Origin of the sequence: Pseudomonas sp. YuFO8 (genome assembly GCF_035065025.1) — a bacterium.
GTDB classification, from domain to species: domain Bacteria; phylum Pseudomonadota; class Gammaproteobacteria; order Pseudomonadales; family Pseudomonadaceae; genus Aquipseudomonas; species Aquipseudomonas putida_AE.
The window spans coordinates 34,844-58,531 of sequence record NZ_JAXDEQ010000002.1 but is presented as its reverse complement, the minus strand read 5'-3'; the positions used below and the strand labels follow the sequence as shown (position 1 = coordinate 58,531).

Genomic DNA, 23,688 nt, shown 5'->3' with positions numbered 1-23,688 from the left:
CTGGGCTGTTGAGGCGCGTGTGCATCGCGCCAGATTAACCGCAACTTGTGTTTATACATAAGTTGCGTGCAGGAAAAACCGCCAATTGGTCTGCAGCCCGGTGGTCCACGGAAAATTCGCCCAATTGGATCTGTAACGCCGCGTTATCAACGACTACCTTGGGGGCACATCGTCGCTACCTGAGATCGCGCCATGAAGCCCCGCCTGGATTACTACAGCGCCTCGCCCAAGGCAATGAAAGCGATGATCGCCATGGAAGCCCTGACCAGTAGCCTGAGCATCGAGATGGCGCTGCTGCACCTGGTCAAGATCCGTGCCTCGCAGCTCAACGGCTGTGCGTTCTGCACCGACATGCACTCGGTGGACGCCCGGCGCATGGGCGAGACCGATCGCCGCCTGTATTCGATTGTGGTCTGGCGCGACAGCAACTTCTTCAATCCGCGCGAGCGCGCGGCCCTGGCCTGGACCGAGGCGGTGACGCTGCTGTCGCAGAACCATGTGCCGGATGAAGTCTACGAGCAGGCCCGGGCGCAATTCAGCGAAGCTGAACTGGTCGATTTGACCATTGCCGTCACCACCATCAACAGCTGGAATCGACTGGCCGTGAGTTTTCGCCAGACACCCAGCGCCTGAGCGCCTGTCACACGTCTTTCATGCACGATGTGCAAGATGGAGCTCCCGGTGAAAGACCGACAGGGAGTCATCGATGTCATTCATGGAAACCCGCAGTTCGCTGCCTGTAGCGCAATATCGCGCAGCCTTCGATAAATCCACGTCCTGGCGCACCCGTGCGGCGCAGATCGATCCGCTGCTGGCGCAGTGCTTCAGCGTCACCGCCCGCTGCGGCTGCTTCATGCAGGCGGCTCGCCGCCTCAACATCAAGGCGACCCGGTTGCGCCAGCAATTGACGCAGCTTGAAAGGCAGTTGCAGTGTTCGCTGTTCAGCGCTTCGGAGAACGGCCTGGTGCTCAGCCGTGACGGCCTGCAACTGCACAGGCAGCTGACCGCGCTGGCGCACGAACGCGACTTGCCGGTGATCGAACAACCCCGGGTGCGCCTGGCCGTCGCCGAGACCATCCTGCACGACATCCTCGGCCGCGACCTGGTGGCTTTGCTGCGACGCAATGCCAGTGCGCGCCTGGACATCATCAGCCTCGACAGCGAATTGTCCCTGCAGGCCGTCAGTGCCGATGTCGTGGTGTGGCTGGCGGGGCCCGATTCGCCGATGCCGGGACCGAGTTTCGCCGTCAGCGAACCGCGCTGCCTGGCGCGACTCGACTACGTGCCGCACATCGCCAAGCGTTATTCCCGGGTCGCCGCGCGGCCGGAAGGCCTCGATGACCTCGCCGACTTCATGCTGGTGCAATGGCAGCACGATCGGCAGATCGACAGTTTTCGGCCATGGAACGACCTGGTCGACCAGCGCCTGGCCGGGGTCGTGCAGTCGCATTCCTACGAATTGATGCTGGAGATGGTCCGTTGCAGCGCCTGCATCGGCCTGTTGCCCGGCTACATGAGTCACTTTGATCGTGGCTTGATCGGTTTGCCGGGGTTGTTCGGCCAGCCGATGCAGCGCCAGGTGTGGATGGCGGTGAATGCCGAGTCCCTGGGTGAGGTGCAGGTGCAGACGATTGTCGAGTTGATCCAGAATACCTTCGAAGAGCGGCGGGAGTGGTTCGAAGGTTAGACAAGGCGAATAACCCAGTCGCCGGGATTTTTCCTGGGGACTGGGCTTGGCAGGTTTTGACTAGGACGTTTTGAAGCCAGGTTTGCCATTGGCGGCTCGCCATTCTTTTACTTTAGCCACAATAGCTTCCGGGGTGGATTCTTCATCGGATGCGGCGTAGTAAATCAAGTCAGACCCATCTGGATGCTCTGCGATAGCTTCGAACTCCAAAACCGCGGCCACTTGTTCTTTTTCCGTTTTGTAGGTCGATTCACAGATCATTTTAACAAACAGCAGAAACTCTGCTTCTGTGTGCTCTTCAAATTTTCTAATGCTCATATTGATTTCTTCTCATTATGTATCTGGCCGTGTAGCTTCGGAGTGACTATGCGAATGTTATCGACGTCGAAAACCTTTCCTTCTTTCGATAGGTATGTTACATGATGAAGCTCAAATTTGACTTGCCCTCCGACTCTATCTCCTTTTTTAACGAACGGTGCGCGACCGCTCTTCATCTCGAAAATGTTGTTGCTCCGGAATTGTTTCGTTAGCTCCGGGTCATTTGCCACCGTTTTCCAAAGCTGTTCTCGAAACGATCTGAAGTTCCTGAATTCTCTACCTCTCAACTGATCGGCAATGTGCGTCGGAATTGGCACTCCTTCACCTTGCGACGATGTTTCTAACCACACACCCGACACGTTTTGCCCAGTACCCGTTGCAACCCCTGCATCCTCCCGCGGATCCCTGAACACAACATAAATCGGTGGTAGACCCGAGTCTGCCGGGAATACGGTGATGAAGTCATCAAAGCCAGCTTCCGCAACCGCTGGAAAGGTGTCAATCCTCCCCTCAACAGGCGTAACCGATGCACCAGTGTAAACCGGTGGAGCAGGCAACTCAGCAGGCGAAGTGGTTGAGCTGTTTCCTGGATTGACGATGGGAGTCCACGTCAAGGTTCTCGGTGGCGTGTCTGTAGTCTGGACGCTGTAGACATTCTGCTCAGAGTTAAAAGTAGCAGTCACGACCCGCACGTTTGCCGGAACGCTCACGCCATCGGTCAAGGCGACAAATACTTCTGACAGATCCTCCGCCGTTGATTTCGAACTGATACGAACGGGCAAAACAACGCTACCACCAGCGGCGGCAATTGCTGACAGATCTTGCCCTTGATCAGGCGCCAGATCTGCGAGGGGAATACTCAATGCGTAACGCCCGGGCAGTTCCCCATTCGCCAGCTTGGGCGAATAGATCAATGCAGAAACGCCAACAAATAGACCCGCAGCGGTGCTGGCCACAAAACTGGTCAACGCAGCAATGGCGGAACGGATGGCCGCCTGCAGGGTAAGTGCCGTCTCTATGGCCGCTATGTTTCCCGCCGAAGTCAATACAACCGGGCCTGTGGATGAAAGTGGCCCAGATGCATGGAACGTATTGGCGCTACGGATAGCCTCCTCTAGCTGACGGGCCTGTTCTGCTGCCAACCGCTGAGCCTCTGCCTCAGCGGCAATCCGCGCTTGTTCTTCAGCGATGCGCTTGGCTTCCGCCAGTGCGGCAATTCGCGCCTGTTCAGCAGCTTCGGCAGCGAGTCTTTGCGCCTCTGCTTCAGCAGCGAGTCGAGCCTGTTCCGCTGCTTCGGCCGCCAGGCGCTGTGCTTCGGCCTCAGCAACGAGACGAGCCTGTTCCGCCGCTTCGGCCGCCAGGCGCTGAGCTTCGGCCTCAGCAATGAGACGTGCCCGTTCTGCCTCTTCAACGGCCATCAATTCGGCAACGATATCGGTTAGACGGTCATTGAGGATTTTCGCTTCCGAATTCAATAGGCGAGCGCTCAATGCCGCCTTGTAGGATTTAATCCAGTCCTGCGCGAATATGTAGTATTCGATGGGTGGCCAATTTCCAGGGCGCATCCTGAATCCAGTCGTCGGATCCGCTCCGTCGTACGATTGGGCGACAGCCAGTTGGGCTTGGTAATCTCTTGCCTTGTGCGCAATAAGCGCCTTGATTGCTGTTATTTGTAATGCCAGTTTTCCACTGGGTGTTGAATCCTTGATGGCCGCCTCAGCGGCAATTGCGGAAAGCTCCGCCACACTTTTTTGGATCGTTGAGTTTGCGCTTGCCTCATATTCATTTTTTGCTGCCTGGCTTCCCTCAAAGAGTAGTTTGTCAGTTCTTCTTATAATTTCTCCATGGACACTTGCTGTCCATCCAGGTACGGGTGGAGGTCCATATCCACCGCCAAACCCATCGATTGAATAATCCTGTTCTGTATCGGGAGTAATGACAATGGGGCCAATATCTAATTGTTTGAACATAACCTTTCCTTGGTTAGGGGGTATCAAAACAATAAAGCAAAATATAACGTGGGTGCACGGTTCAGTATCCAGCTGTCTGGTACTCGTGCAAGTAGTAAATTAATACATTTGTAACGAGCTCTGGTCTCTTGAGGAGATTCGCAATAAGCAAAGGTTGTTTGTTTTAAAAATGAATCTACGAATACCACCACGGATTTTTTGCCGCTACAACACTGCTAATTGGCGTACTCTTCTTATATTCCCGCCCAGTGCAAAGCGGTATAGAGTAACTGGCCATGACTGTCTCAAGGATGAATCACCCATGACCGCCACCGACGCTGTCATCACCCTCGAACGCCTCAACGATTCCCACGTTGAAGGCATCACCGAGCTTTACCGCGAACCGCTCGTCGCTCGTCAAACGCTGCAAATGCCGTTTCCGTCCTCCGAAACCTGGCACAGACGCCTGGCGACGGACAACGAGCGTGTCTTTCAACTGGTGGCCGTGCACCAAGGGACGGTTATCGGCAGCATCACCCTGGAACAATTTTCCCGTATCCGTCGCAGCCATGTCGGCAACTTTGGCATGGGCGTAGCCCCTGCGTGGCAGGGCAAGGGCGTGGGTTCGACACTGTTGGCGGCGGCGCTGGATATCGCGGACAACTGGATGAACCTGCGGCGGGTCGAGCTGAGCGTGTATGCCGACAACGAAGCCGCCATCGGCCTGTACCGCAAGTTCGGTTTCGAAAACGAAGGCCTGTTTCGCGACTATGCGGTGCGTGACGGTGCCTTCGTCGATACCTTGAGCATGGCGCGCCTGCGCCGCATGCCCGGAGCCGATTGATCGCTCGCCAGGGGTAAACGCCACCGCTCGTACGTTTAGTCGTACGTCGGTGGCGCGCATCTGCCATGCTCAATGTCCGCAGCACTGCTCCAACCATAGGAACACCGCAATGGACGATGTACAGCAACTGGGTGAGATGCTTCGCCACTACGCAGAAAGCGAAGCGCACAAGAAGCAGCTGTTCGAGACGCAATCGAGCGAGTGGGCGGCGCGCATTGGTGAGCTGTTCGACCAGATCCAGCAATGGCTGGAGCCGGTCAAGGCGCCCCATTTGCTGGAGGTCAGCCGCGAGGCGTATGTCGCGTCGGGGCCGAGCGTGCCGGTGGAGAGCTCCACCTTCAAGACTGAAAAGCTGAGCATCCTGATCGCCGGCAAACCGGTGGAGTTCGTGCCCGACGTGATGGGTGTCGGCGGTCAGATTTCACTGGCGGTGATGGGGTTTACCGCGGCGCGTTATGGCAGCGTATCGCTGGTGTGCCTGCCGCCGTCCACGAGCTGGCAGTGGCGCAAGACCAATGGCTTGAAAGACCCCGATACCTTTGCCTTCGACGGGAATTTCCTCGCCCAGCAGTTGCAGAGCCTGATTCCCCGCGAACGCGGTTGATCCAAGACCGCGATGGCTGGCTAGCCAGCTCCCACACGGGTTGTACAGTCCCTATAGGAGCTGGCTTGCCAGCGATGGCGTCCTCAGCTTCACCTCAAACCTCCAGATTACCCCAACCCTTTCGAGGCTCTTGCGGCGCCACCGCATTGATGGTCTTGCCCGTCGCGGCTTCCACCCGCCGCGCAACCTCCGGATCATCGGCAAACGGAATCAAACTGGCATCGTCCAGGCTTTCAGCCGTCTGATGGCGCAGGCAGTATTCGATGGCGACCCACCCAAACACTACCCCCAGGATATTCAACAGGATCTCGGCCATCAGGCTATCTGCGCCTCACGTTCAGCCAACGCCACGCCGGCCACCCGCACCGTGCGCCACAGGTTGTATGCCATCACCAGCATGCCGGTGAGGAACAGCACACCCCCGGCAAAACGCACCACGAACCCCGGGTGGCTGGCCTGCAAGGCCTCGACGAAGGAATAGGTCAGCGTGCCGTCGTCGTTGATCGCGCGCCACATCAGGCCCTGGGTGATGCCGTTGACCCACATCGAGGCGATGTACAGCACGGTGCCGATGGTCGCCAGCCAGAAGTGCAGGTTGATCAGCGGTGTGCTGAACATCTGCGCGCGGCCGAAGACTTTCGGCACCATGTGGTAGGTCGCGCCGAAGGTGATCATCGCCACCCAGCCGAGGGCACCGGCGTGCACGTGGCCGATGGTCCAGTCGGTGTAGTGGGAGAGGGCGTTGACCGTCTTGATCGCCATCATCGGCCCTTCGAAGGTCGACATGCCGTAGAAGGCCAGGGACAGCACCAGGAAACGCAGGATCGGGTCGTTGCGCAACTTATGCCAGGCCCCCGAGAGGGTCATCATGCCGTTGATCATCCCGCCCCAGCTGGGTGCCAGCAGGATCAGCGACATGGCCATGCCCAGCGACTGCGCCCAGTCCGGCAGCGCGGTGTAGTGCAGATGGTGAGGGCCGGCCCAGATGTACAGGGTGATCAGCGCCCAGAAATGCACGATCGACAGACGATACGAATACACCGGCCGGCCCACTTGCTTGGGCACGAAGTAATACATCATCCCGAGGAAGCCGGTGGTGAGGAAAAAGCCTACGGCGTTGTGCCCGTACCACCACTGGACCATGGCGTCGGTGGCCCCCGAATACACCGGGTAGGACTTGAACCAGTCCACCGGGATCGACAGGTGATTGACCACGTGCAGCATCGCAATCACCACGATGAACGCGCCGAAGAACCAGTTGCCGACGTAGATGTGCCGGGTCTTGCGCTGCACCACAGTGGTGAAGAACACGATGGCGTAGGCGACCCAGACCAGGGTCATCCACACCGCGCCGGAGAATTCGATCTCGGCGTATTCCTTGGTGGTGGTGTAGCCCAGCGGCAAGGTGATGAGCATCACCACAATCACCGATTGCCAGCCCCAGAACGTGAAGGCGGCGAGTTTGTCCGAGAACAGCCGCACCTGGCAGGTACGCTGCACGGCGTAATAGCTGGCGGCGAATTGCGCGCTGCCGGCGAAACCGAAAATCACCAGGCTGGTGTGCAACGGACGCAAGCGCCCGAATGTGGTCCAGGGCAAGTCCAGGTTCATCTGCGGCCACACCAGTTGCGAGGCGATCCACACGCCCATCGCCATCCCCACGACGCCCCAGACCACGGTGGCCACGATGAATTGGCGGACCACCTTGTAGTTATAAGCCTGTCCGATAGTTGTTGTGCTCATGATCAATGCTTCCACGGTTGCAATGCCATGCACTGTAGAAACCGTGGCGAAAACAAAACAGGCTCAGGAATATTTCATTTATGCGGATCAGAACCAGCATGACGTGAATGCGCGGGGTATTTCTCTGATATGGTTTTTTCACATATGGCTGAATCTGTTACGAAGATTAGCATCGGTTAATAGTCATATGCCTCTGCAGGAGCGAGCTTGCTCGCGAAAAAAACCGAGAGCGCCACGGTTCTGCCGCGTCGTGAAGTGGCGGCGGTGAGTCAAGTTGTTCATTGGCAGGGCTGACGTTTTCGCGAGCAAGCCCGCTCCCACATTTGATCTTCAGAGTTCACAAAATCTGTGACCCGAACAGATCCAATGTGGGAGCGGGCTTGCTCGCGAAGGGGCCTTGGGATCAGCCACCAATCACTTCAGCGCCGGATCTCCCATGTTCATTTTCTTCCAGCCCTGCAACAACACCTGGGCCTTGGGTTCCTGGCCGTTATCCAGGTAGTACTGGATCAACGACAGCCGGGCATTACGGTTGGCAGGCTGCACTTTCAACAGCCGTTCCAGCTCCTCACACGCCGCATCGACCTTGCCGCTGTCATGCAGGGCCACGGCCAGCACGTAGCCGTACTGCGCACTCTGCGGCTCCAGTTGTGCGGCCTTGCGCAGGAACGGCATGGCCTGTTCGGCTTTGCCGGCGCGCACCAGTGACAAGCCCTGGGTGTGTTGCAGCAGTGCCGCATCCGGGTGTTCCTTCAGGCTTTGCGCCATCAGCGCCTGGGCTTCCTGGCTGCGACCATTGGCCTCCAGCCACTGCACCAGGGTCACCAGCGCCGGGTAGAAGTCCGGGTCGCGCTGCAGTGATGTGCGCAACAAGCCTTCGACCTCGCCGCTGCGGCCGCTGGCCTGATACAGCATGGCCAGGTTGAGGTTGGCTTCGGCGCGTTCGGCCAGGCTCTTTTGCACGGCTTCGTATTCGCCGATGGCAGACTCCCAGTTGCCCTGGGCGCTGCCCAAGCCATTGCGGGCGACGCTGAGCAAGTCGCGGGCCGCCGCGATGCGCACGGCCTTCACCGGGTCGCTCAGCAGGGGCGTCAACAGTGGCGCACGCTCTGGCGGCGGCAGGAATGCGCTAATGGCACGGATGGCGCTTTCGCGCACTTGCGGTGCCGGGTTGGCCAGGTCCTTGGTCGCCAGTTTCAGCGCCTGCTCACTGGGGTACAGCGGCAACTCCGTCAACAGCGTCGCCCGTTGGATCGCCGGCAGGTTGCTGCGTTGCAGTTGCTCGTACAAGGCTTGCGCGGCTCCGGGCTGGCCGTTGCGAATCAGCCACAGGCTTTCGTCGTAGCGTGGGGCTTGCAAGGCGCTGGCGTTGGCCGTGTTCCAGAGCTTGAACTGCTCGGTGACCTTGTCGCTGGCCTTGCCCTGGTGGCAGGTCAGGCAGGCGTCCGGCGTGCCGAGTTTTTTCGCGCGCTCGGGGTTGGGGATGCTGAAACTGTGGTCATGCCGAAAGTCATTGCCCATGTAGAACTTGCCGGGCATATGGCAATCCACGCACTGCGAACCCGGCTGGCCCATGGTGTGGCGGGTATGTTCGATGGAGTCGTAGTTCTTGGCTTGCAGGCCTTTGCCGTCGACGGTTGCCACCGGTGTCTTGCCGGCGGTGTTGTGGCATTGCAGGCAGACGCCGTTACCCGGTGCCTTGAGTTCGCTGCTGTGGGGGTTGTGGCAGTTGCTGCAACGCACCCCCTTGTCGAACATTTTGCTCTGGGCGAAGGAGCCGTGCTCGAACACTTCGTCCTTGATCTTGCCGTCCAGGGCGTACAGCTCGCGGGTCAGGGCGCTTGGCAGGTAATCATCCATCAGGCGCTTGCCGACGGTGAAGCCATCGCCCAGCGGCGCGCGGCGCGAGTGACAGCGGGCGCAGGTTTCGATTTCGACGGTGGCGTTCTTGTCCTTGAGGTCGACGGCGAACCCTGCGTGGATCAGGTCGGTCTTTTTCGCCGTCCATTCCAGGTGATTGGAAGCCGGACCGTGGCAGGCCTGGCAGCCGACGCCGAGGCTGTTCCACTGGCCGTCGAAGGTGTTTTTCGCGGCATCGAAATTGCGCTTGTAACCGGTGGTGTGGCACTCGACGCACATGAAGTTGGCGTTCTGGCTGGGTTTGCTCCAGTGCAGCGGGTCCTTGAAGGTCACGCCCTGGCCCGGATAGAGATGAAACCAGCGATGTTTCTCGGTATCCCAGGCGATGCCCAGGGCTTGCAAGCGACCTTCGCCGACTTCGATCAGGTACTGCTGCAACGGCGCGATGCCGAAGGTGTAGGCGACCTTGAAATCGGTGTTCTTGCCATCGATGCCGGGGGTGTTGACCCAGAATCCGTCGTCCTTGCGCGAGAACCGGGTGGTTTCGTTTTCGGCTTTGAAAGTGACGTTGTTGAAGTCGCCGAGCATGGTCTCGGCGTTGGCTTCCTGCATCGCCAATTGGTGATGGGAACCTTGCCAGTCCTTGACCTGGGCGCTGTGGCAGCCCTGGCATTGTTGTTCGTCGACCATTTTCGCCGGCGCTACCGCGACAGTTTGCGGTTGCGGTTGCGACTTGGCGGGTTGAGCGACAGGCGCGCTAGCCGGCGCAGGGGGCACGGGGGCCGGTTGGCTGCTGAACAGGAACCAGCCGATGCCCGCGACCGCCAGCAGCAGGATGCCGATGGTGACGGGGAACAGGTAACGATTGATCAGGTTCGGTTGCGAATCAGGGTTTGGCTTTGCTGCGTTATTTTTATGTGTCGGCATTACGACTTCCGTAGTCCAGGTGCGTTTGCCGTCAGGCGCGCGTTGAGGCTCGAGGGAGCTTTGCCGGAAGGGCGGCGTGTGTCAAATGATGGTTGTGGTGAAGCGGGTGGCTCCTTCGCGAGCAAGCCCGCTCCCACAGGGGAACGCATTCCAATGTGGGAGCGGGCTTGCTCGCGATAGCGATCTGTCATTCCCCGACAAACCAGCGGAAATACGGATTCCCGCCATCCCCGCGCATCACCTCGCGCACATCCCTGGCCCAGGCATCCCGATCGCCGTCATAGGCATGCAGGCTTGCCCGATAAAACTGCATCAGGCGTTGCCGATGAGCATTCATGCGCTCATTGAACCCGGCATCGGCATTCACCAGCGGCGGCGCAACGTGCAGATCCAGCAGCGCCGGAAGCACCCGGCCGATTTCCTTGGCTCGCACCCACGGCGCGTATTCGATGCGCGGCTGATCGTCCGTCACCGCGGGGGCGTCAGCGGCGAAGCGCTCCAGGCCGGTGCGATCGGTCACCCAGGTCGCGAGTAGCGCGGCGGCCGAGCCGATACCGACGTCCTGCAAGGTGCTGCGTACGTTGTCCTGCTGGAAGCGCTGGTTGATTTTCGCCGCATCCAGCTCGATCGGCTCCATCGAGCCCACCAGCAGCATCTCGTGGAACTCGCTGGTCCACAGCGTGGCGTAGGGGAAGACATCCAGAAAGCTGCGTACCAGCGAGCGCGAGTCGTCGATGTTCTGCGTCGGCAACGGCAGCCACTGGGCGACGAGGCCCTGTTTCTGCAGGCGACTGGCGGCCAGTTGATAGAAGTCCCGGGAATACAGGTTGACCACGCCGGCAGCGGAGGGCGGTGGCGGTTCCAGGGTGATCAGGTCGTAGGGCTGCGGGTTGCGCAGCAGTTCCTGGCGACCGTCGCGCAGGCGCACGTCGACACCCGGGTCGGCAGCCGCATTGAAGTTGCCCTTGAACAAGGGCGCCGCCTTGACCACCGAAGGCAGCAGCTCGGCGACCACCCGGTGTTCCAGGCCCGGATAGCGGGTGAGGGCACCCGCCGTGATGCCCGTACCGAAACCGATCACCAGCGCCGAACGCGGTTCGCCGTTGTGGATCAACAGAGGCAACAGCGCCTGAATCCGCATGTAGCGCAGCGAAGGCATGGCATCGCCGGTATTGGACACGCCCTGGATGTACAAACGCTGGAACGCCCGCTGGCCCTTGCCCTGGGTGACCACGGCCACGGTGCCGCCGCGTCCTTCCTCGTAGAACGCCAGGGTACCGTTGCGCGCACCGGGCAGCAGGCTGGCCAGTTTGTCCACCGGAGTCAGCAGCGCCAGCGCCAGCGAGACCAGGCCGACCGCGATCACACCCTGGCGCCGGCCTTTCTTCACGCCATGACCCTTGCGCACCGCGAAGTAGCCGATTCCGGCGGCGATGATCGCCAGCAATCCCAAGGTTCGTACCAGCCCTAGCAGCGGGATCAGCACAAAACCGCAGAGCATCACCCCGACGATGCCGCCCAGGGTATTGAACGCTACCACCTCACCGACATTACGCCCGACATGCTCGCGCCCGACGCTCAAGCGCAGGGCCACGGGAAACGCCGCGCCGAGCAGCACGGTCGGCACGAACACGATGCTCAATGCGGCCACCGCAAAGCGTACGCTCATGCCCAGCAATTCACTGGCACCCCATGACAACACCCAGGCTTCGGCCACGCTTTGCGCGAGCACCAGCCAGCGTCCCAGCAGGGCAATTTCCAGCAAGGCGATCAAGCCGGCACCGGCGATCAGCAGGCCGAACACCCCCCAGGGATCGCGCAGGCGATCGACCCGGCGGGCGAGCAGGGCGCTGCCCAGGAACAGCCCGGTGAGGTAGGTCGCCAACACCACGGCAAACGCGTAGGTGCGGGTACTCATGAACTGCACGATGGATTGCGACCAGACCACTTCGTAACCCAGGGCCACCCCACCGGCAATCGAGTACAGCCACAGGGCCAGGCGATCCGGCGCCTTGTTGGCGTGGTGCTTGACCGGTGCCTCAACGGCGGGCGAACGATGGCGCTGGAACCACAGGGCGCCCGCGGCCGCCAGCAGGTTGAGCATCGCGGCGGCCAGGGCACTGCCGCGCACGCCGAGGGTGGCGATCAGCACGAACGCAGCGAGCAGCGTGCCGGCGATGGCGCCGGCGGTGTTGGCCGCGTACAGGTGGCCGCCGGCCTTGCCCAACTGCTGCGGGTCGCTGGCCAGGGAGCGAACCAGTACCGGCAACGTACCGCCCATCAGCAGCGCCGGAACGCCCACCAGCACAAACGGCAGCACCCAGGCCAGCAGGCCGATGTGTTGTTCCAGCCAGGCGAAAGGGCTGGCCGCGACGCTCATGGCGAAGGTCGCGCCGACACCCAGCACCGCCACCAGCACTTCCAGCCCGGCGTACAGCAGCACCGGTTGCTGCAGGCGGTCCGCCCAGCGGCCGAACAGCAATCCACCCAGGGCCAAGCCAGCGAAAAATGCGCTGATCCCGGTGGTGATGGCGTACACCTCGACGCCCACCACCAGCGACAGCTGCTTGATCCACAGCACCTGGTACACCAGCGCCGCGGCGCCGGAGACGAACAGCAGCAGGGCGGGGATCAACAGCGCCGGGGAGGCGACGTGGGGGGCGGGTATGGCCGACGACTTGCTGGCGACACGTGAGGACATTGCGGATTGCCTTGTTCCGGTTCAAGAACACCTGTGACTGTGCCGTCCCCTTCGCGAGCAAGCCCGCTCCCACATTTGGAACGCGGCCCCCTGTGGGAGCGGGCTTGCTCGCGAAGGGGCCGATGCGGTCCCAAGTCGAAAATAAGGCCGCCCGCCGGTGAAGGCGAGCGGCGGTCAAGCGGTCTTACTGTGCAGCTTTCATTTTTTCAGCAATTTTCGCATCTACCGCAGCACGGATCTGGTCAACGCTGAAGCTGGCCGGTTTCTGGCTTGGTGGGTAATCGATGAACGTTTGCAGGAACGCAGCCGACTTCATGACTGCCATTTCAGTCAGGTAAACGTTCTTGGTGGTCCAATCGTAGTATTGGTCGGAAACGATGTCGGCCCTTTCGTACGGGTCCATCCGCAGGTTGAAGATTTTCGGTACGCGCAGGCATACGAACGGTTCGCTCCAGACTTTGAAGCCGCCAGGTGCGCGCTGCTCGCAGAATACCGCCTTCCAGTTATCGAAGCGCATCGACACCAGCACGCCGTCGTCGTTGAAGTAGTAGAACTCCTTGCGCTCGCTTTTAGGCTGTTGGCCGGTCAGGTAAGGCAGCTGGTTGTAACCGTCCAGGTGCACCTTGAAGTTGTTACCGCCCGAAGTCGGTGCCCAGCCTTTGAGCAGTTTGTTTTTTACGTCAGGCTCACCCACGGCAGCCAGCAAGGTCGGGAACCAGTCCAGGCCCGAGAACATCTCGTTGGACACTTCACCCGGTTTGATTTTGCCTGGCCAGCGAATCATGGCTGGAACCCGGTAGGCGCCTTCCCAGTTGGAGTTCTTCTCGTTGCGGAACGGCGTGGTCGCGGCGTCCGGCCAGGAGAACTGGTTCGGGCCGTTGTCAGTGGTGTAGACGACGATGGTGTTGTCGGTGATTTTCAGGTCATCGAGGGTTTTCAGCAGCTTGCCGACGTCGCCGTCATGTTCGAGCATGCCGTCCGCATAGTCGTTGCCGGGCATGCCGCTCTGGCCTTTCATCGACTCGCGTACGTGGGTGAACAAGTGCATGCGGGTGGTGTTCATCCAGACGAAGAACGGCTTGTCGGCCTTGGCCTGTTTCTCGATGAACGCTTGCGCCGCCGCCGTGGTTTCGTCGTCGATGGTTTCCATGCGCTTGGTGGTCAGCGCACCGGTGTCTTCGATCTTGCCGTCGGCGAAGCTGTGGATCACGCCCCGGGGTGACACGGCCTTGACGAACTCGGGGTCGTCCTTGGGCCAGTACGGACGCTCGGGTTCTTCTTCGGCGTTGAGGTGGTAGAGGTTGCCGAAGAACTCGTCGAAACCGTGGTTGGTCGGCAGGTATTCATCCTTGTCGCCCAAGTGGTTCTTGCCGAACTGACCGGTCGCATAGCCCTGGGATTTCAGCGCCTGGGCAATGGTGATGTCACGCTTTTGCAGGCCGACCGGTGCACCCGGTACGCCGACTTTGGATAAGCCGGTACGCAGAGGCGTCTGCCCGGTGATGAACGACGAACGTCCTGCCGTGCAACTGTTCTCCGCGTAATAGTCAGTGAACATCATGCCTTCCTTGGCGATGCGGTCGATGTTCGGCGTCTTGTAGCCGACCACGCCCATGGAATAGGCACTGATGTTGGTCTGGCCGATGTCGTCGCCAAAAATCACCAAAATGTTGGGTTTATCGGCAGCCCCGGCCGTTGCCGAGATTGCCATCACCGACGTCGCGACCAGGGCGAGTTTGGGTAGCCACTTGCGTATGCGAGTCATAAGACTTGCTCCTTTTTGCTCATTGGCGTCGCTTGAATACGACAAACGTTTATTGCAGTCCTGCGTTACGCTTTCTTATTGCACTTGCCCGGTTGTGGCGGCATCGAACGGATAGATCCGGCGCCATTCGGCGGCCATGTCGACGACGGTCCAGCCACGTTTGTTTGCTTCGTCCAGCGCCTTGTCCAGCCGACCGATCTGCGATTGGCGGTCATAAGCCCATTCGCGTTTGGCGTCGGTGTGGTGCACCAGCCCCATGAATCGTTTGCCCGACCCGGCCGCGGTCCACTGCAGCATCTGCAGGTCGCCGTCGGAGTTGCCGAAGGCGAGAATCGGTCGACGGCCGATCACGGCGTCGATGCTCACCGGTTTGCCCGGCCCGTCATCGTTGTGCGCCAGTTTCGGAGTGCGCAGGATCGATGCCTGGCCATCCTTGTAGTCAAAAGTGGTGACGAATGTGGTGCCGATCACCTGCTCGGGCGGGATGCCGTAGACCTTTTCGGCGAAGGCGCGCATGAACGCGGTGTCGCCACCGGAAACGATGTAGGTCTTGAAGTTCTGGCTGCGCAGGTAGTCGAGCATTTCCAGCATCGGCTGGAAGATCATCTCGGTGTAGGGCTTGCCGGTTTTCGGATGGCGGGCCTGGGTCAGCCAGGTCTTGGCGTAGTCGTCGAAGGCTTCGGTGGTCATGCCGGTGTGGGTCGCACCGAAGATTTTCATCATGCCGTCGAGGCCGCTGGCGGCGAGGGCCTTGTGATCGTTTTCCAGCACGGCCTGGAACGGCTGGGTGGTTTTCCACTCCGGGTGCTGCGCTGCGGTGCGCTTGACCTCTTCCAGGGCGAACAGAAACTCGAAGTACATCGGCTGCTCGCTCCACAGGGTGCCGTCGTTATCGAACACGGCGATACGGTCCTCGGGTTTGACGAAGTCCTTGCTGCCCTGATCGGTCACCGCTTGCACGAATTCGATGATGTTCTTTTTCGACGGACCATCATTCCAGGAAGGTAGCGGCTCAGCGGCCTGCACCAGCAATGGCAGGCTCAGGGCAAGGGTCAATAGAAACCGGAAACCGTGCAGTTGGCGCAGCGATACGGAGCTCATCATGGGACATCCTTCTCGTGAACGGGGTTGAGTGGTCGCAGTGCGGTAGCGACTGATTCGTGGTTGTGTTCGGCCAGACTATGCAGCGTAGTCAAGGATTCCTTGAGTTGGTGCAGCGCCTGATCCTTGGTCGGCTGGCGGCCGTAGCACGCACGCAGGAAGGCTTGCAGGCGCGGGCCGAAGCCGGTCAGCTTCAGGCCGTTGCGGCTGCGGCGGGTCCACAGGTACAGGGCGCCCAGTTGTGGCGGTTGGCCATCCAGTTGCGCCGGGATCTGGCGCCAGGCGTAGTCGGGCGATTGCAGCCACGCCGCGTGGCGGGCACGGCGGCGGGCCTGCCAGGCGAGGTGCGCGCGGTGCACATACGGGCGGGCAAACCAGGCGAGCAAAATCACGCCCGACAGCAACGCCAGCAGGCTCAGGGCAACACCCGAGAGGTGCAGGCGATTGCCCTGACCGAGTTTTTTCAGGTCTTCGGTAATCGAGAACACGGGCTTGTAAGCGCTGTTGGCGGCGGCGTCGATGCTTACGGCCGGGACCTGGGCGATGCGGGTCTGCTGGCTGCTGGCGTCAAACCATTTCAGCTCGATGGCCGGCAGGTTGTATTGGCCTTGTTTGTCGATGCGGTAGGTCACGCTGTCGATGCGCTGGCCGCCGGTGAAGTTGCCGCGCCCGTCGTCCAGATTGCTGATTTGCGGGGTTTTCGGGTATCGACTCAGACCGCTGACATCGCCCAGTGAAGGTGTCGGCAGCGACATGGCCAGGGCACCGTCAGCCTGAAGCGTAAGCTCTCGGGTGAGGCTGTCGCCAACTTTGGGCGGCGAGGACGAATCAACGATCTTCTGGCTGAACCGCAGCCCTTGCGCAACCAGCACCGGCTCGCCGGGCTGGAAACCTGGCGGTCGCGTCGCGGTGAAGTGCAGTGCTTGGCTTTGCGCGCTGAGCTCGCTGGTGGCCTGGCCCGGGGTGACCCGCACTGTCAGCGGTGGGATGTCGAAGGCCTGGGCCAGGTTTGGCGTGATCAGGTAGGTGTAGCGCATGCCGTTGAAGGATTTGCCGTCGAGCGTCTGGTTCAGGTGCTCGGCGTGGCCATCGGACGGCATCACCAGTGCGCCGGGCAATTTGAGGTCGGGCATGGTGGGGGCGCTGGTGAACCAGGTGTCGGTGAGTACGTCCAGGCGCAATTCGACGAGGCTGCCGACCATGGCGGTGTCGGCGGGTTGCAGGGTGGCCTGGACGCGCAGGTCGGGTTCGGCGGCGAGGGTGGTGGTGCTGATCAGGCAAAGGAGCAGGGCGCTGAGTTTTGTGATGACTGGACGGGCGCCATCGCTGGCAAGCCAGCTCCTACAGTTGGGCGGGGCGAAACGGTCTCTCAGACTGATCATGGCCTGCCTCCCACCTGATCCTGCAAACTGAACTTTTGTTTCAGGAACTTCGCCGGCGATGTCGTCAGGTTCTGCAACCACTGGGCATCCGACGCCGCCTGTTCGGTCTGCACCTGTTTGCTCTGGCCCTTGCCCGGTGCCTTGTCCATCTTGATTTCGTCGGGTTTGACCTCAGGGGCGTTTTTCTCCGCGTCTTCGGTGTCTTTCTGCAGGGCGATGGCCAGGGCCAGGTTGGCCGTGGCTTCGGGGAACTGCGGCTGCAACTTCAGCGCCTGGTTGTAGGCCGCGATGGCCTGGTCGAACTTGAAGCGGCGCACGTAGATGTTGCCCAGGTAGAAATACGCCTGGGGCGTTTCCAGGCGCGCGAAACTGGCCAGGGCCAGGTCGAAATCGGCGGCGTTGTAGGCGGCGATGCCTTTCCAGTACGGGTCGACGAAATGCGCGGCGGCCTGGGGGAAGTGTTCGTGCTCGAAGGCCCAGCGACCTTGCTGGTCCGGGGTGAAAAACGCATCGGTCAGCGCATTGGCTTGTGCCGGTGCCGGTTGATAGCCGATACCGATGGCCAATAAAAGACCCGCCATCCAGTTCAGGCTCCAGCCCTTGCGCACACTGAAAAACGCCAGCAATAGCAGCGGCCAGCACAACCAGTAACCGGCATCCTTCCAGTGCAGCTCGCGCTGTTCATCGCTGGCCGACTGGAAGTGCTGCTGGGCGTGCAGGTCGACCCAATCCAGGTCGTCGTCATTGAGTGTCAGACTGCCCAGCGGCGCATCCAGGGCTGACGCCAGTTGCTTGAGGGCGGCCTGATCGAAACTGCCCAGCGCCGGGCGACCATTGCTGTCGGTGCGCGGCTGGCCGTTGGCATCGCGGATGATCCCGCCGTCTTGGCTGCCGACCGCGAGGATCAGCACTTGCAGCGCGCTGTCTGCCAGTTGTTTGTCCAGGCCGGCCAGTGCCAAGGTGTCGGCGCCGTCGGTGATCAGCAACAAGGTGCCTGGAGTTTTTTCCGCTGCCAGCAGGCGCTTGGCCTGCTCGATCACCGCGCCGACGTTTTTCCCCGGTTTGCCGATCAGTTCGGTGCCCAGCGCCTGGATGAAGGTGTCGAGCAGGGCCGGATCGTCCGTCGGCGGCAACACCAGATGCGCGCTACCGGCGTAGGCGATCAGCGCATTACGCGCACCGGCGCGACGCTGGATCAGGTCATGCAGCTTATGCTTGGCCGCTTCCAGGCGACTCGGTTGCACGTCGGTTGCATCCATGGACGGCGACAAGTCAACGGCGATGATCAATGGCGCCCGGTTCTCCAGGAAGTCCGGGCGATCCTGTTCCCAGGTCGGCCCGGCGGCGGCAACCGCACCGATCATCAACAGTGCGCAGACCAGGTGCACCGGGCGTAGCCATTGTTGATCCTGCGGGGTAATCAGCAAGTGCGGCAGCAGGTGTTCGGCGATGTTGCCGCGCAAACGCCGCTGCAAGTCGCGGCTGCGGCGCCAGAGCAGTGGCAACAACGCGGCAAAAGGCAGCAGCAACAGCCAGAGTGGGCGCAGGAAGTGGAAGTCGCTGAGGTTGATCTCCATCTCAGGCCTCCTGCCGCTGGCGTGCGATGGACAATCGAGGAGATAGCATGGCGATCACGTGATAGAGCGCGAGCAGGGCAATCGCCGCCCCGAGCGGCCACCAGAACAGATCTCGTTTGGGTTGATGGCTGAGGGTTTTCACCTGATGCGGGGTGAGCTGGTCGAGGGTGCTGTAGACCTGATCCAGGGCGTTGCGGTCTTCGGCACGGAAGAACTTGCCACCGGTGGCCGTGGCGATTTGCTGCAATCCCTGCAAGTTGACCTTGGCTTCACCGGAAGCCTCGGGGTCGCCAATGCCGATGGTGTGGATCACCACGCCTTTGGCCGCGGCCATTTCGGCTGCGTGATCCGGGGTGATGGCGCTGCTGGTGTCGTTGCCGTCGGTGAGCAAAATCAGCACTTTTTCCTGCTCATGAGCCTGATCGAGCAGTTTCAGGCTCAGGCCAATGGCATCGCCGATCGCCGTGTTGGGGCCGGCCATGCCGATGCCGGTGTCGTCCAGCAACAGCGACAGGCTGGCGTGATCGAGGGTCAAGGGCGCTTGCGGGTACGCGCCGCTGCCGAACACGATCAGGCCCAGGCGATCCTCTTTGCGTTTGTCGATAAAGCCATGCACCACTTCCTTGACCGCGGCCAGGCGATTGATCTGCTGGCCGTTGGCGTCGGTGAAATCGGTGGTTTCCATGGACTGGGAAATGTCGATGGCCAGCATCAGGTCGCGCACCGGTTGCTGGCGCTCGATGGGTTGTTCCACGTACACCGGTCGCGATGCCGCCAGCAGCAACAGCACCCACACCAACAGGTTCAGCAGCAATTGCCAGTGATTGGTGCGCGTACCGGCCTGGCTCGGCGCCTGGCCGACCGCACGGCTCATGGCGGCGAAAAAAGGCACACGCACCGCGCTGCGCGCCTCACGGTAATCGGGCAAGAAGTGATAGCCCAGCCATGGCAAGGGCAAAAGCAGTAACAGCCAGGGGTAATCAAGCTGCCACATGGTGATGCTCCACCCAGTGTTTGCAGGTGTTGAACAGTTGCTGGCGCTGCTCGTTGGGCATGGCGCGTAACACGGCATCGGGTGAGTAGGCCAGTTGTGCAAGCTGTTGGCTGAAGTCGGCGGGCAGGGGGGCTTTACTGTGCCGTTGCAGGAAGGCCTGCCATTCCGCATTCCCAAGCGCACCGGGACCCTGTAGGAGCTGGCTTGCCAGCGAAGGCGGCCGCCAGAACACTGCACGCCTCAAGGCCCCCTTCGCTGGCAAGCCAGCTCCTACAGGGGATGTGTTCGGCATGGAGATGGCGGTGCGTTTGAGCAATTCTGGAAGCTCGCGCAACGCATTCAGATCGTCACTGCGCTTTTGCAGCTGCGCCAAGCGCACCAGGGCCTCACGGCGATAACGATCTCGCCGCCATTGCCAGTAACGCCGCGCACTCAGCAGCACAACCGCCACCACCAACACCGCCAGCAGCACCCACCAACCCCAGGTCTGCGGCGCGTAACTGACCGGCGCGGGCAGGGCGATCTCCTTGAGTTGCTCGATGCTCGGCACATTCGGGTTCACCGCCGTGCTCCCGCTCGTTTGCCCAGCTCGGCGCGCAGTTGTTCGTGAGCTTCGGTGGCGGTGCTGAACATCATCAACGGCACCTGGCTGCGTCGCAGCAGCGTGGCCACGTCCTTGAGTCGACCGCTGAGGAAATCACCCAACGGTTGGTGCACCTGGCGACGCTCCACCGCCAGTTCAACCTGCAACTGGCCCTGGGTGATCAGCAGGCGGCCGTTCCTGGGCAGGTTCAGCGCCAGCGGATCGTAGACCTGCATGGCGATCACATCGTTGTGCGCCGCCAGCTGCCGCATCAACTGCAAGGTGCGCTCGCCCGCGCCGGCAAAGTCGCTGACGATGCAGATCAGATGATCATGCCCGGCCAGCGCCAGGCACTGCTGCAAAACCTTGTCCAACTGGTCTTCGCCTTCGGCGTCGGCATTGGCCGCGTTGAGTTCCTGATTCTGCTGGGCGATGCGGCTGCACAAGGCTTCGATGCGCTTGCGGCTGCGCAGGGGCGCGATGCTGTCGATGCGCTGATCGTTGAACACCAGCCCGCCGACCCGATCCCCCGCGTTGAACACCATCCACGCCGCCAGTGCGCCGAGTTCGGCGGCGACGGCGGATTTGAAGCTGCGTTGCGAGCCGAAAAACATCGACATGCGCTGGTCGACGACGATCAACGCCGGGCGGTCCCGTTCTTCGGTAAAGGTGCGCACCACCGGTTTGCCGGTGCGCAGCGACGCCCGCCAGTCCAGATGACGCAAATCGTCCCCCGGCTGATAGCGGCGCAATTCATCGAAATTCAGGCCACGGCCACGCAGGCGCGACGCATGGTTGCCGGCCAGGATGCTGCCTTGAGGTTGGCAGGCAGCAAAACTCAGGTCACGGGCCTTGAACTCCAGCGCCATCAATTGCGCCAGAGAGACATAGACCAGACCGTCGACATTCATGCCGCAATCGCGACTTTGTCGAGCAGACGGTCGAGCACCTGATCGGCCGTTACGCCGTCAGCCACCGCGTCGTAGCTCAGTTGCAGGCGATGGCGCAGCACCGGGTGCACCACGGCGCGCACGTTGTCCGGCGAGACGAAGTCCTGGCCTTGCAGCCAGGCATCGGCGCGGGCGCAGCGATCCAGGCCGATTCCGCCGCGCGGGCTGGCACCGATGTTGATCCAGCGCCCGAGGTCGGCGTCGTAATCGGCCGGGTGGCGGGTGGCATTGATGATGTCGATCAGGTAGCGGTCGATGGCGGGGGACACATGCACCGCACTGACTTCCCGGCGCGCGGCGAAGATCACGTCCTGGGACAGCTCGAAGCCTTGTACCGGCGCAGTCTTGGCACCCAACGCCACTTCTTCCTCGCGCAGCAGGCGCAGCACCTGGCTCTCGTTTTCCGCGCTCGGGTAATCCAGCAGCACCTTCATCAGGAAGCGGTCCATCTGCGCTTCAGGCAGCGGGTAGGTGCCTTCCTGTTCAATGGGGTTTTGCGTTGCGACGACGATGAACAGTTCCGGCAGCGCATGGCTGTTGCCGGCCACGGTGATCTGCCGTTCTTCCATGGCTTCGAGCAGCGCGGCCTGGACCTTGGCCGGGGCGCGGTTGATTTCGTCGGCCAGGATCAGGTTGCCGAACAGCGGCCCCGGCTGGAAGCGGATCTCGTTCTTGCCCTCGACCTGGTGCAGCACCTCGGCGCCGGTAATGTCCGACGGCAGCAGGTCCGGGGTGAACTGGATGCGACTCATCTTCGCGTCCAGGTGTTTGGCCAGCGCCTTCACCGTGCGGGTCTTGGCCAGCCCCGGCAGGCTTTCCAGCAGCAGGTGCCCGTTGGCCAGCAGGCCGACGAGAATCTGCCGGATCACCTGGTCCTGGCCGAGCACCGCTTCGGCGATGCTCGCTTGCAGGGCGTTAAGGTCGTTGAGTGCGCTCATGTCTGCTCCTAGAAAAACGCCAGGGTCATGTTGGCGGCGACGCCGTTGCCTTCAGGGCGGTTCTTGGTGTCGAACTCCGGCACCCAGCGCAGGCTGAAGTTGGCCTGGGCATCGGCGAACTTGCCGGTCCAGCCAATCACCGGGCCGGCACCGACCGAACGCCCGCGAAAGCCACTGCTGGCGCCCGACCCGGAGTCGTCGTTGATCTGCTGGATGTAACCGGCCGCCATGCCGGCCGCCCAGCCATTGCCGAAACCGTGGGTCCACAGCAAGTCCAGGGTGAAGAGATCGCCGTTCTGGTAGTCCGTCTCGTCGTTCTCGGTATAGAACTCCAGCCCACTGGACAGGGTGAACTCGCCGCTCTTGCCGTCGAGATGGGTGAAGGCCACGGTGGGCATGAAGGTGTAGGTGTTCTGCCCGGCGTTGGCCAGGCGATCGACGTCGTAGGCGCCTGTGGGCACGTAGATCGGCAGCGAGAACGAGATGTGGTTGACCTCGTCGAAGTGATAACCGGCGGCGATCGGCGTTACCAGCATGTCGGCGAACTGGGTGGCCGTGTCCTCTGTGCCCAGGGTGCGGCCACGGGGGCCGGTGATGCTCGCGGTAACGTCGGTGTACTGCACCGGCACGCCGATGGCCGAGGCGTAGTTCCAGCGACCCTTGCCGGTGTCCCAGACATGGGTGAAGTTGGCCATGGTGTAGGACACCTTCATGTCCAGGTCGGTACTGATTGCGCCGCCTATCGGTATCTGCGAGTTGCCCTTGAGATCACCGTCGTACCAGATGCTGGTCAGGGACATCACCCAGCCCGGTTCCGGCGGCACGATCCCGGCATTGGAAAACACTTGTTGCCCGGTGATTGGCCGGCCAACGCCACCCTCGACTGCGAGCACCAGCGGACTACTGCCGACCAGGCACAGCGCTAACAACGAGCGCACTACGTAAGGCTTGATCATGACTTGCTCCGCTTACTGGCTTCGATGCCGATTTTCGCGAAACGCCCGAGCAGGTCTTTTTCCACGTCCTGGGGCGGGGCGAACGACAGCATGAAATTCAGGTAGCGAAACAGGTCCGGGGTGTCGCTCATGGTCGGCGTGGGTTTCGGCCAATCGACCTTCGGCGCGGCAGGCGGGGCTTTTTGCTTGTCGTAGTGGCTGAGGGTTTCAACCTTGTAGCCCTTCTGGATCTGCTTGACCTTGGCCAGGTCCTTGTCATCGAACAACTGCGTGCGATACAGCGCGTAGGCGATGTTGCTTTCGCTGCGCAGCAGGCGGTCGATGTTCAGCGGCTGCCGGCCTTGCCAATTGGGGCCGGCAATCATGAAATGGCCGCCGTTGTTGCCGGTGCTGCGGGTGCCCAGGTAGGCGAAGTTCTGCGTGTAGGCGTCAATCAATTGCACCGAGTAATAGCGATGCTCTTCGATGGGCGGCAGGGTCAGCACCACCGGCTCGGCGCGCAGGTCCATCCAGACGAAGGAGTAGGGGGTGTCTGCATTCGGCGTGACGAACGCGGTGTCCTTGGCGGTGAGCGCCTTGGCGGTGTTGCCGATCTGGTTGAACGGCGCCTTGAAGTTCGGGCTCTGCTTGTCCACGGCCTGGGTGTAGAGGGTCTTGTACATCTCCACCACCGGGAAACCGTACAGGTAGGCCTCCTTGGCGATGCCCCGGGCTTCTTCCGGGGTGGCGGTGAAATCGGCCCAGGCACTGCTGCTCAAGGTGAGTACAAGGGCGGATAACAGAATGCGGTTATTCATGACACTTCCTTA

The 23,688-nt window shown here is 61.3% G+C and carries 19 protein-coding genes and 1 pseudogene; 4 read left to right on the top strand and 16 right to left on the bottom strand.

Translation table 11 applies throughout. The annotated features are described in order from the left end of the window. Positions 1-192 precede the first annotated feature (192 nt). On the top strand, positions 193-633 hold the full coding sequence (locus SOP95_RS02065) for a carboxymuconolactone decarboxylase family protein (protein WP_323605796.1): 441 nt from the start codon (positions 193-195) through the stop codon (positions 631-633). Positions 634-706: 73 nt separating this feature from the next. Further along, positions 707-1,687 (top strand): LysR family transcriptional regulator, encoded by a 981-nt coding sequence (locus SOP95_RS02060; protein ID WP_323605794.1) that lies wholly within the window; start codon positions 707-709, stop codon positions 1,685-1,687. A 60-nt stretch (positions 1,688-1,747) separates the two neighbouring features. Here SOP95_RS02060 and SOP95_RS02055 read toward each other — a convergent pair whose 3' ends face one another. Then, on the bottom strand, positions 1,748-2,005 hold the full coding sequence (locus SOP95_RS02055; protein ID WP_274076966.1) for a bacteriocin immunity protein: 258 nt from the start codon (positions 2,003-2,005) through the stop codon (positions 1,748-1,750). Then, positions 2,002-3,975 (bottom strand): S-type pyocin domain-containing protein, encoded by a 1,974-nt coding sequence (locus SOP95_RS02050; protein ID WP_323605791.1) that lies wholly within the window; start codon positions 3,973-3,975, stop codon positions 2,002-2,004. The genes SOP95_RS02055 and SOP95_RS02050 overlap by 4 nt, the downstream gene beginning before the upstream one ends. A gap of 301 nt (positions 3,976-4,276) precedes the next feature. Between SOP95_RS02050 and SOP95_RS02045 the strand changes: the two genes are divergently transcribed. Both SOP95_RS02045 and SOP95_RS02040 read left to right on the top strand, forming a co-directional pair. Continuing rightward, positions 4,277-4,798, top strand: a complete 522-nt coding sequence (locus tag SOP95_RS02045; protein ID WP_323605788.1) for a GNAT family N-acetyltransferase — start codon at positions 4,277-4,279, stop codon at positions 4,796-4,798. Positions 4,799-4,907: 109 nt separating this feature from the next. Further along, positions 4,908-5,402, top strand: coding sequence for a hypothetical protein (locus tag SOP95_RS02040; protein WP_274076963.1), 495 nt, complete (start codon positions 4,908-4,910; stop codon positions 5,400-5,402). Between the two features lie 94 nt (positions 5,403-5,496). On the opposite strand, the gene SOP95_RS02035 is transcribed toward SOP95_RS02040, so the two are convergent. The 14 genes and pseudogenes from SOP95_RS02035 to SOP95_RS01970 all read right to left on the bottom strand — a co-directional run. Then, complete coding sequence (locus SOP95_RS02035) at positions 5,497-5,718, bottom strand: cbb3-type cytochrome c oxidase subunit 3 (protein ID WP_274076962.1); 222 nt, start codon at positions 5,716-5,718, stop codon at positions 5,497-5,499. Then, complete coding sequence (gene ccoN / locus SOP95_RS02030; RefSeq protein WP_323605785.1) at positions 5,718-7,145, bottom strand: cytochrome-c oxidase, cbb3-type subunit I; 1,428 nt, start codon at positions 7,143-7,145, stop codon at positions 5,718-5,720. The genes SOP95_RS02035 and ccoN overlap by 1 nt, the downstream gene beginning before the upstream one ends. Before the next feature lie 414 nt (positions 7,146-7,559). Beyond that, a complete protein-coding gene (locus SOP95_RS02025; protein ID WP_323605784.1) occupies positions 7,560-9,932 on the bottom strand; it encodes a tetratricopeptide repeat protein in 2,373 nt (790 codons plus the stop codon). Between the two features lie 187 nt (positions 9,933-10,119). Continuing rightward, complete coding sequence (locus tag SOP95_RS02020) at positions 10,120-12,633, bottom strand: fused MFS/spermidine synthase (RefSeq protein WP_323605782.1); 2,514 nt, start codon at positions 12,631-12,633, stop codon at positions 10,120-10,122. 184 nt (positions 12,634-12,817) lie between these two features. Beyond that, entirely contained in the window at positions 12,818-14,398 is a 1,581-nt protein-coding gene (locus SOP95_RS02015; protein WP_274076958.1) for an arylsulfatase, read from the bottom strand. A gap of 75 nt (positions 14,399-14,473) precedes the next feature. Then, complete coding sequence (locus SOP95_RS02010; protein ID WP_323605780.1) at positions 14,474-15,502, bottom strand: HAD family hydrolase; 1,029 nt, start codon at positions 15,500-15,502, stop codon at positions 14,474-14,476. Continuing rightward, positions 15,499-16,881, bottom strand: a complete 1,383-nt coding sequence (locus SOP95_RS02005; protein WP_323605778.1) for a hypothetical protein — start codon at positions 16,879-16,881, stop codon at positions 15,499-15,501. The genes SOP95_RS02010 and SOP95_RS02005 overlap by 4 nt, the downstream gene beginning before the upstream one ends. Continuing rightward, complete coding sequence (locus SOP95_RS02000; RefSeq protein WP_323605776.1) at positions 16,878-18,458, bottom strand: VWA domain-containing protein; 1,581 nt, start codon at positions 18,456-18,458, stop codon at positions 16,878-16,880. Before SOP95_RS02000 ends, SOP95_RS02005 begins: the two co-directional genes overlap by 4 nt. 1 nt (position 18,459) lies before the next feature. Then, positions 18,460-19,452 (bottom strand): vWA domain-containing protein, encoded by a 993-nt coding sequence (locus SOP95_RS01995; protein ID WP_323605774.1) that lies wholly within the window; start codon positions 19,450-19,452, stop codon positions 18,460-18,462. Continuing rightward, positions 19,439-20,014 carry a DUF4381 domain-containing protein gene (locus SOP95_RS01990; RefSeq protein WP_323605773.1) on the bottom strand — a complete coding sequence of 192 codons (576 nt, stop codon included), beginning with the start codon at positions 20,012-20,014 and terminating at the stop codon, positions 19,439-19,441. Before SOP95_RS01990 ends, SOP95_RS01995 begins: the two co-directional genes overlap by 14 nt. Next, positions 20,011-20,946: a DUF58 domain-containing protein gene (locus SOP95_RS01985; RefSeq protein WP_323605772.1), complete on the bottom strand. Its 936-nt coding sequence runs from the start codon at positions 20,944-20,946 to the stop codon at positions 20,011-20,013. The genes SOP95_RS01990 and SOP95_RS01985 overlap by 4 nt, the downstream gene beginning before the upstream one ends. Beyond that, positions 20,943-21,923, bottom strand: coding sequence for an AAA family ATPase (locus SOP95_RS01980; protein ID WP_274076951.1), 981 nt, complete (start codon positions 21,921-21,923; stop codon positions 20,943-20,945). The genes SOP95_RS01985 and SOP95_RS01980 overlap by 4 nt, the downstream gene beginning before the upstream one ends. 8 nt (positions 21,924-21,931) lie before the next feature. Then, positions 21,932-22,879, bottom strand: coding sequence for a SphA family protein (locus SOP95_RS01975; protein WP_323605770.1), 948 nt, complete (start codon positions 22,877-22,879; stop codon positions 21,932-21,934). 23 nt (positions 22,880-22,902) lie between these two features. Beyond that, positions 22,903-23,676, bottom strand: a pseudogene (locus SOP95_RS01970) (DUF1254 domain-containing protein); the annotation flags it as partial. Positions 23,677-23,688: the final 12 nt, after the last annotated feature.

Coding starts and splice junctions, on each gene's coding strand:
- SOP95_RS02020 (WP_323605782.1), bottom strand. CDS start 12,633: ATGTCCTCACGTGTCGCCAGCAAGTCGTCGGCCATACCCGCCCCCCAC.
- SOP95_RS01995 (WP_323605774.1), bottom strand. CDS start 19,452: ATGTGGCAGCTTGATTACCCCTGGCTGTTACTGCTTTTGCCCTTGCCA.
- SOP95_RS02050 (WP_323605791.1), bottom strand. CDS start 3,975: ATGTTCAAACAATTAGATATTGGCCCCATTGTCATTACTCCCGATACA.
- SOP95_RS02055 (WP_274076966.1), bottom strand. CDS start 2,005: ATGAGCATTAGAAAATTTGAAGAGCACACAGAAGCAGAGTTTCTGCTG.
- SOP95_RS02005 (WP_323605778.1), bottom strand. CDS start 16,881: ATGATCAGTCTGAGAGACCGTTTCGCCCCGCCCAACTGTAGGAGCTGG.
- ccoN (WP_323605785.1), bottom strand. CDS start 7,145: ATGAGCACAACAACTATCGGACAGGCTTATAACTACAAGGTGGTCCGC.
- SOP95_RS01980 (WP_274076951.1), bottom strand. CDS start 21,923: ATGAGCGCACTCAACGACCTTAACGCCCTGCAAGCGAGCATCGCCGAA.
- SOP95_RS02060 (WP_323605794.1), top strand. CDS start 707: ATGTCATTCATGGAAACCCGCAGTTCGCTGCCTGTAGCGCAATATCGC.
- SOP95_RS02025 (WP_323605784.1), bottom strand. CDS start 9,932: ATGCCGACACATAAAAATAACGCAGCAAAGCCAAACCCTGATTCGCAA.
- SOP95_RS01985 (WP_323605772.1), bottom strand. CDS start 20,946: ATGAATGTCGACGGTCTGGTCTATGTCTCTCTGGCGCAATTGATGGCG.
- SOP95_RS02000 (WP_323605776.1), bottom strand. CDS start 18,458: ATGGAGATCAACCTCAGCGACTTCCACTTCCTGCGCCCACTCTGGCTG.
- SOP95_RS02040 (WP_274076963.1), top strand. CDS start 4,908: ATGGACGATGTACAGCAACTGGGTGAGATGCTTCGCCACTACGCAGAA.
- SOP95_RS02035 (WP_274076962.1), bottom strand. CDS start 5,718: ATGGCCGAGATCCTGTTGAATATCCTGGGGGTAGTGTTTGGGTGGGTC.
- SOP95_RS02045 (WP_323605788.1), top strand. CDS start 4,277: ATGACCGCCACCGACGCTGTCATCACCCTCGAACGCCTCAACGATTCC.
- SOP95_RS02065 (WP_323605796.1), top strand. CDS start 193: ATGAAGCCCCGCCTGGATTACTACAGCGCCTCGCCCAAGGCAATGAAA.
- SOP95_RS01975 (WP_323605770.1), bottom strand. CDS start 22,879: ATGATCAAGCCTTACGTAGTGCGCTCGTTGTTAGCGCTGTGCCTGGTC.
- SOP95_RS02010 (WP_323605780.1), bottom strand. CDS start 15,502: ATGATGAGCTCCGTATCGCTGCGCCAACTGCACGGTTTCCGGTTTCTA.
- SOP95_RS02015 (WP_274076958.1), bottom strand. CDS start 14,398: ATGACTCGCATACGCAAGTGGCTACCCAAACTCGCCCTGGTCGCGACG.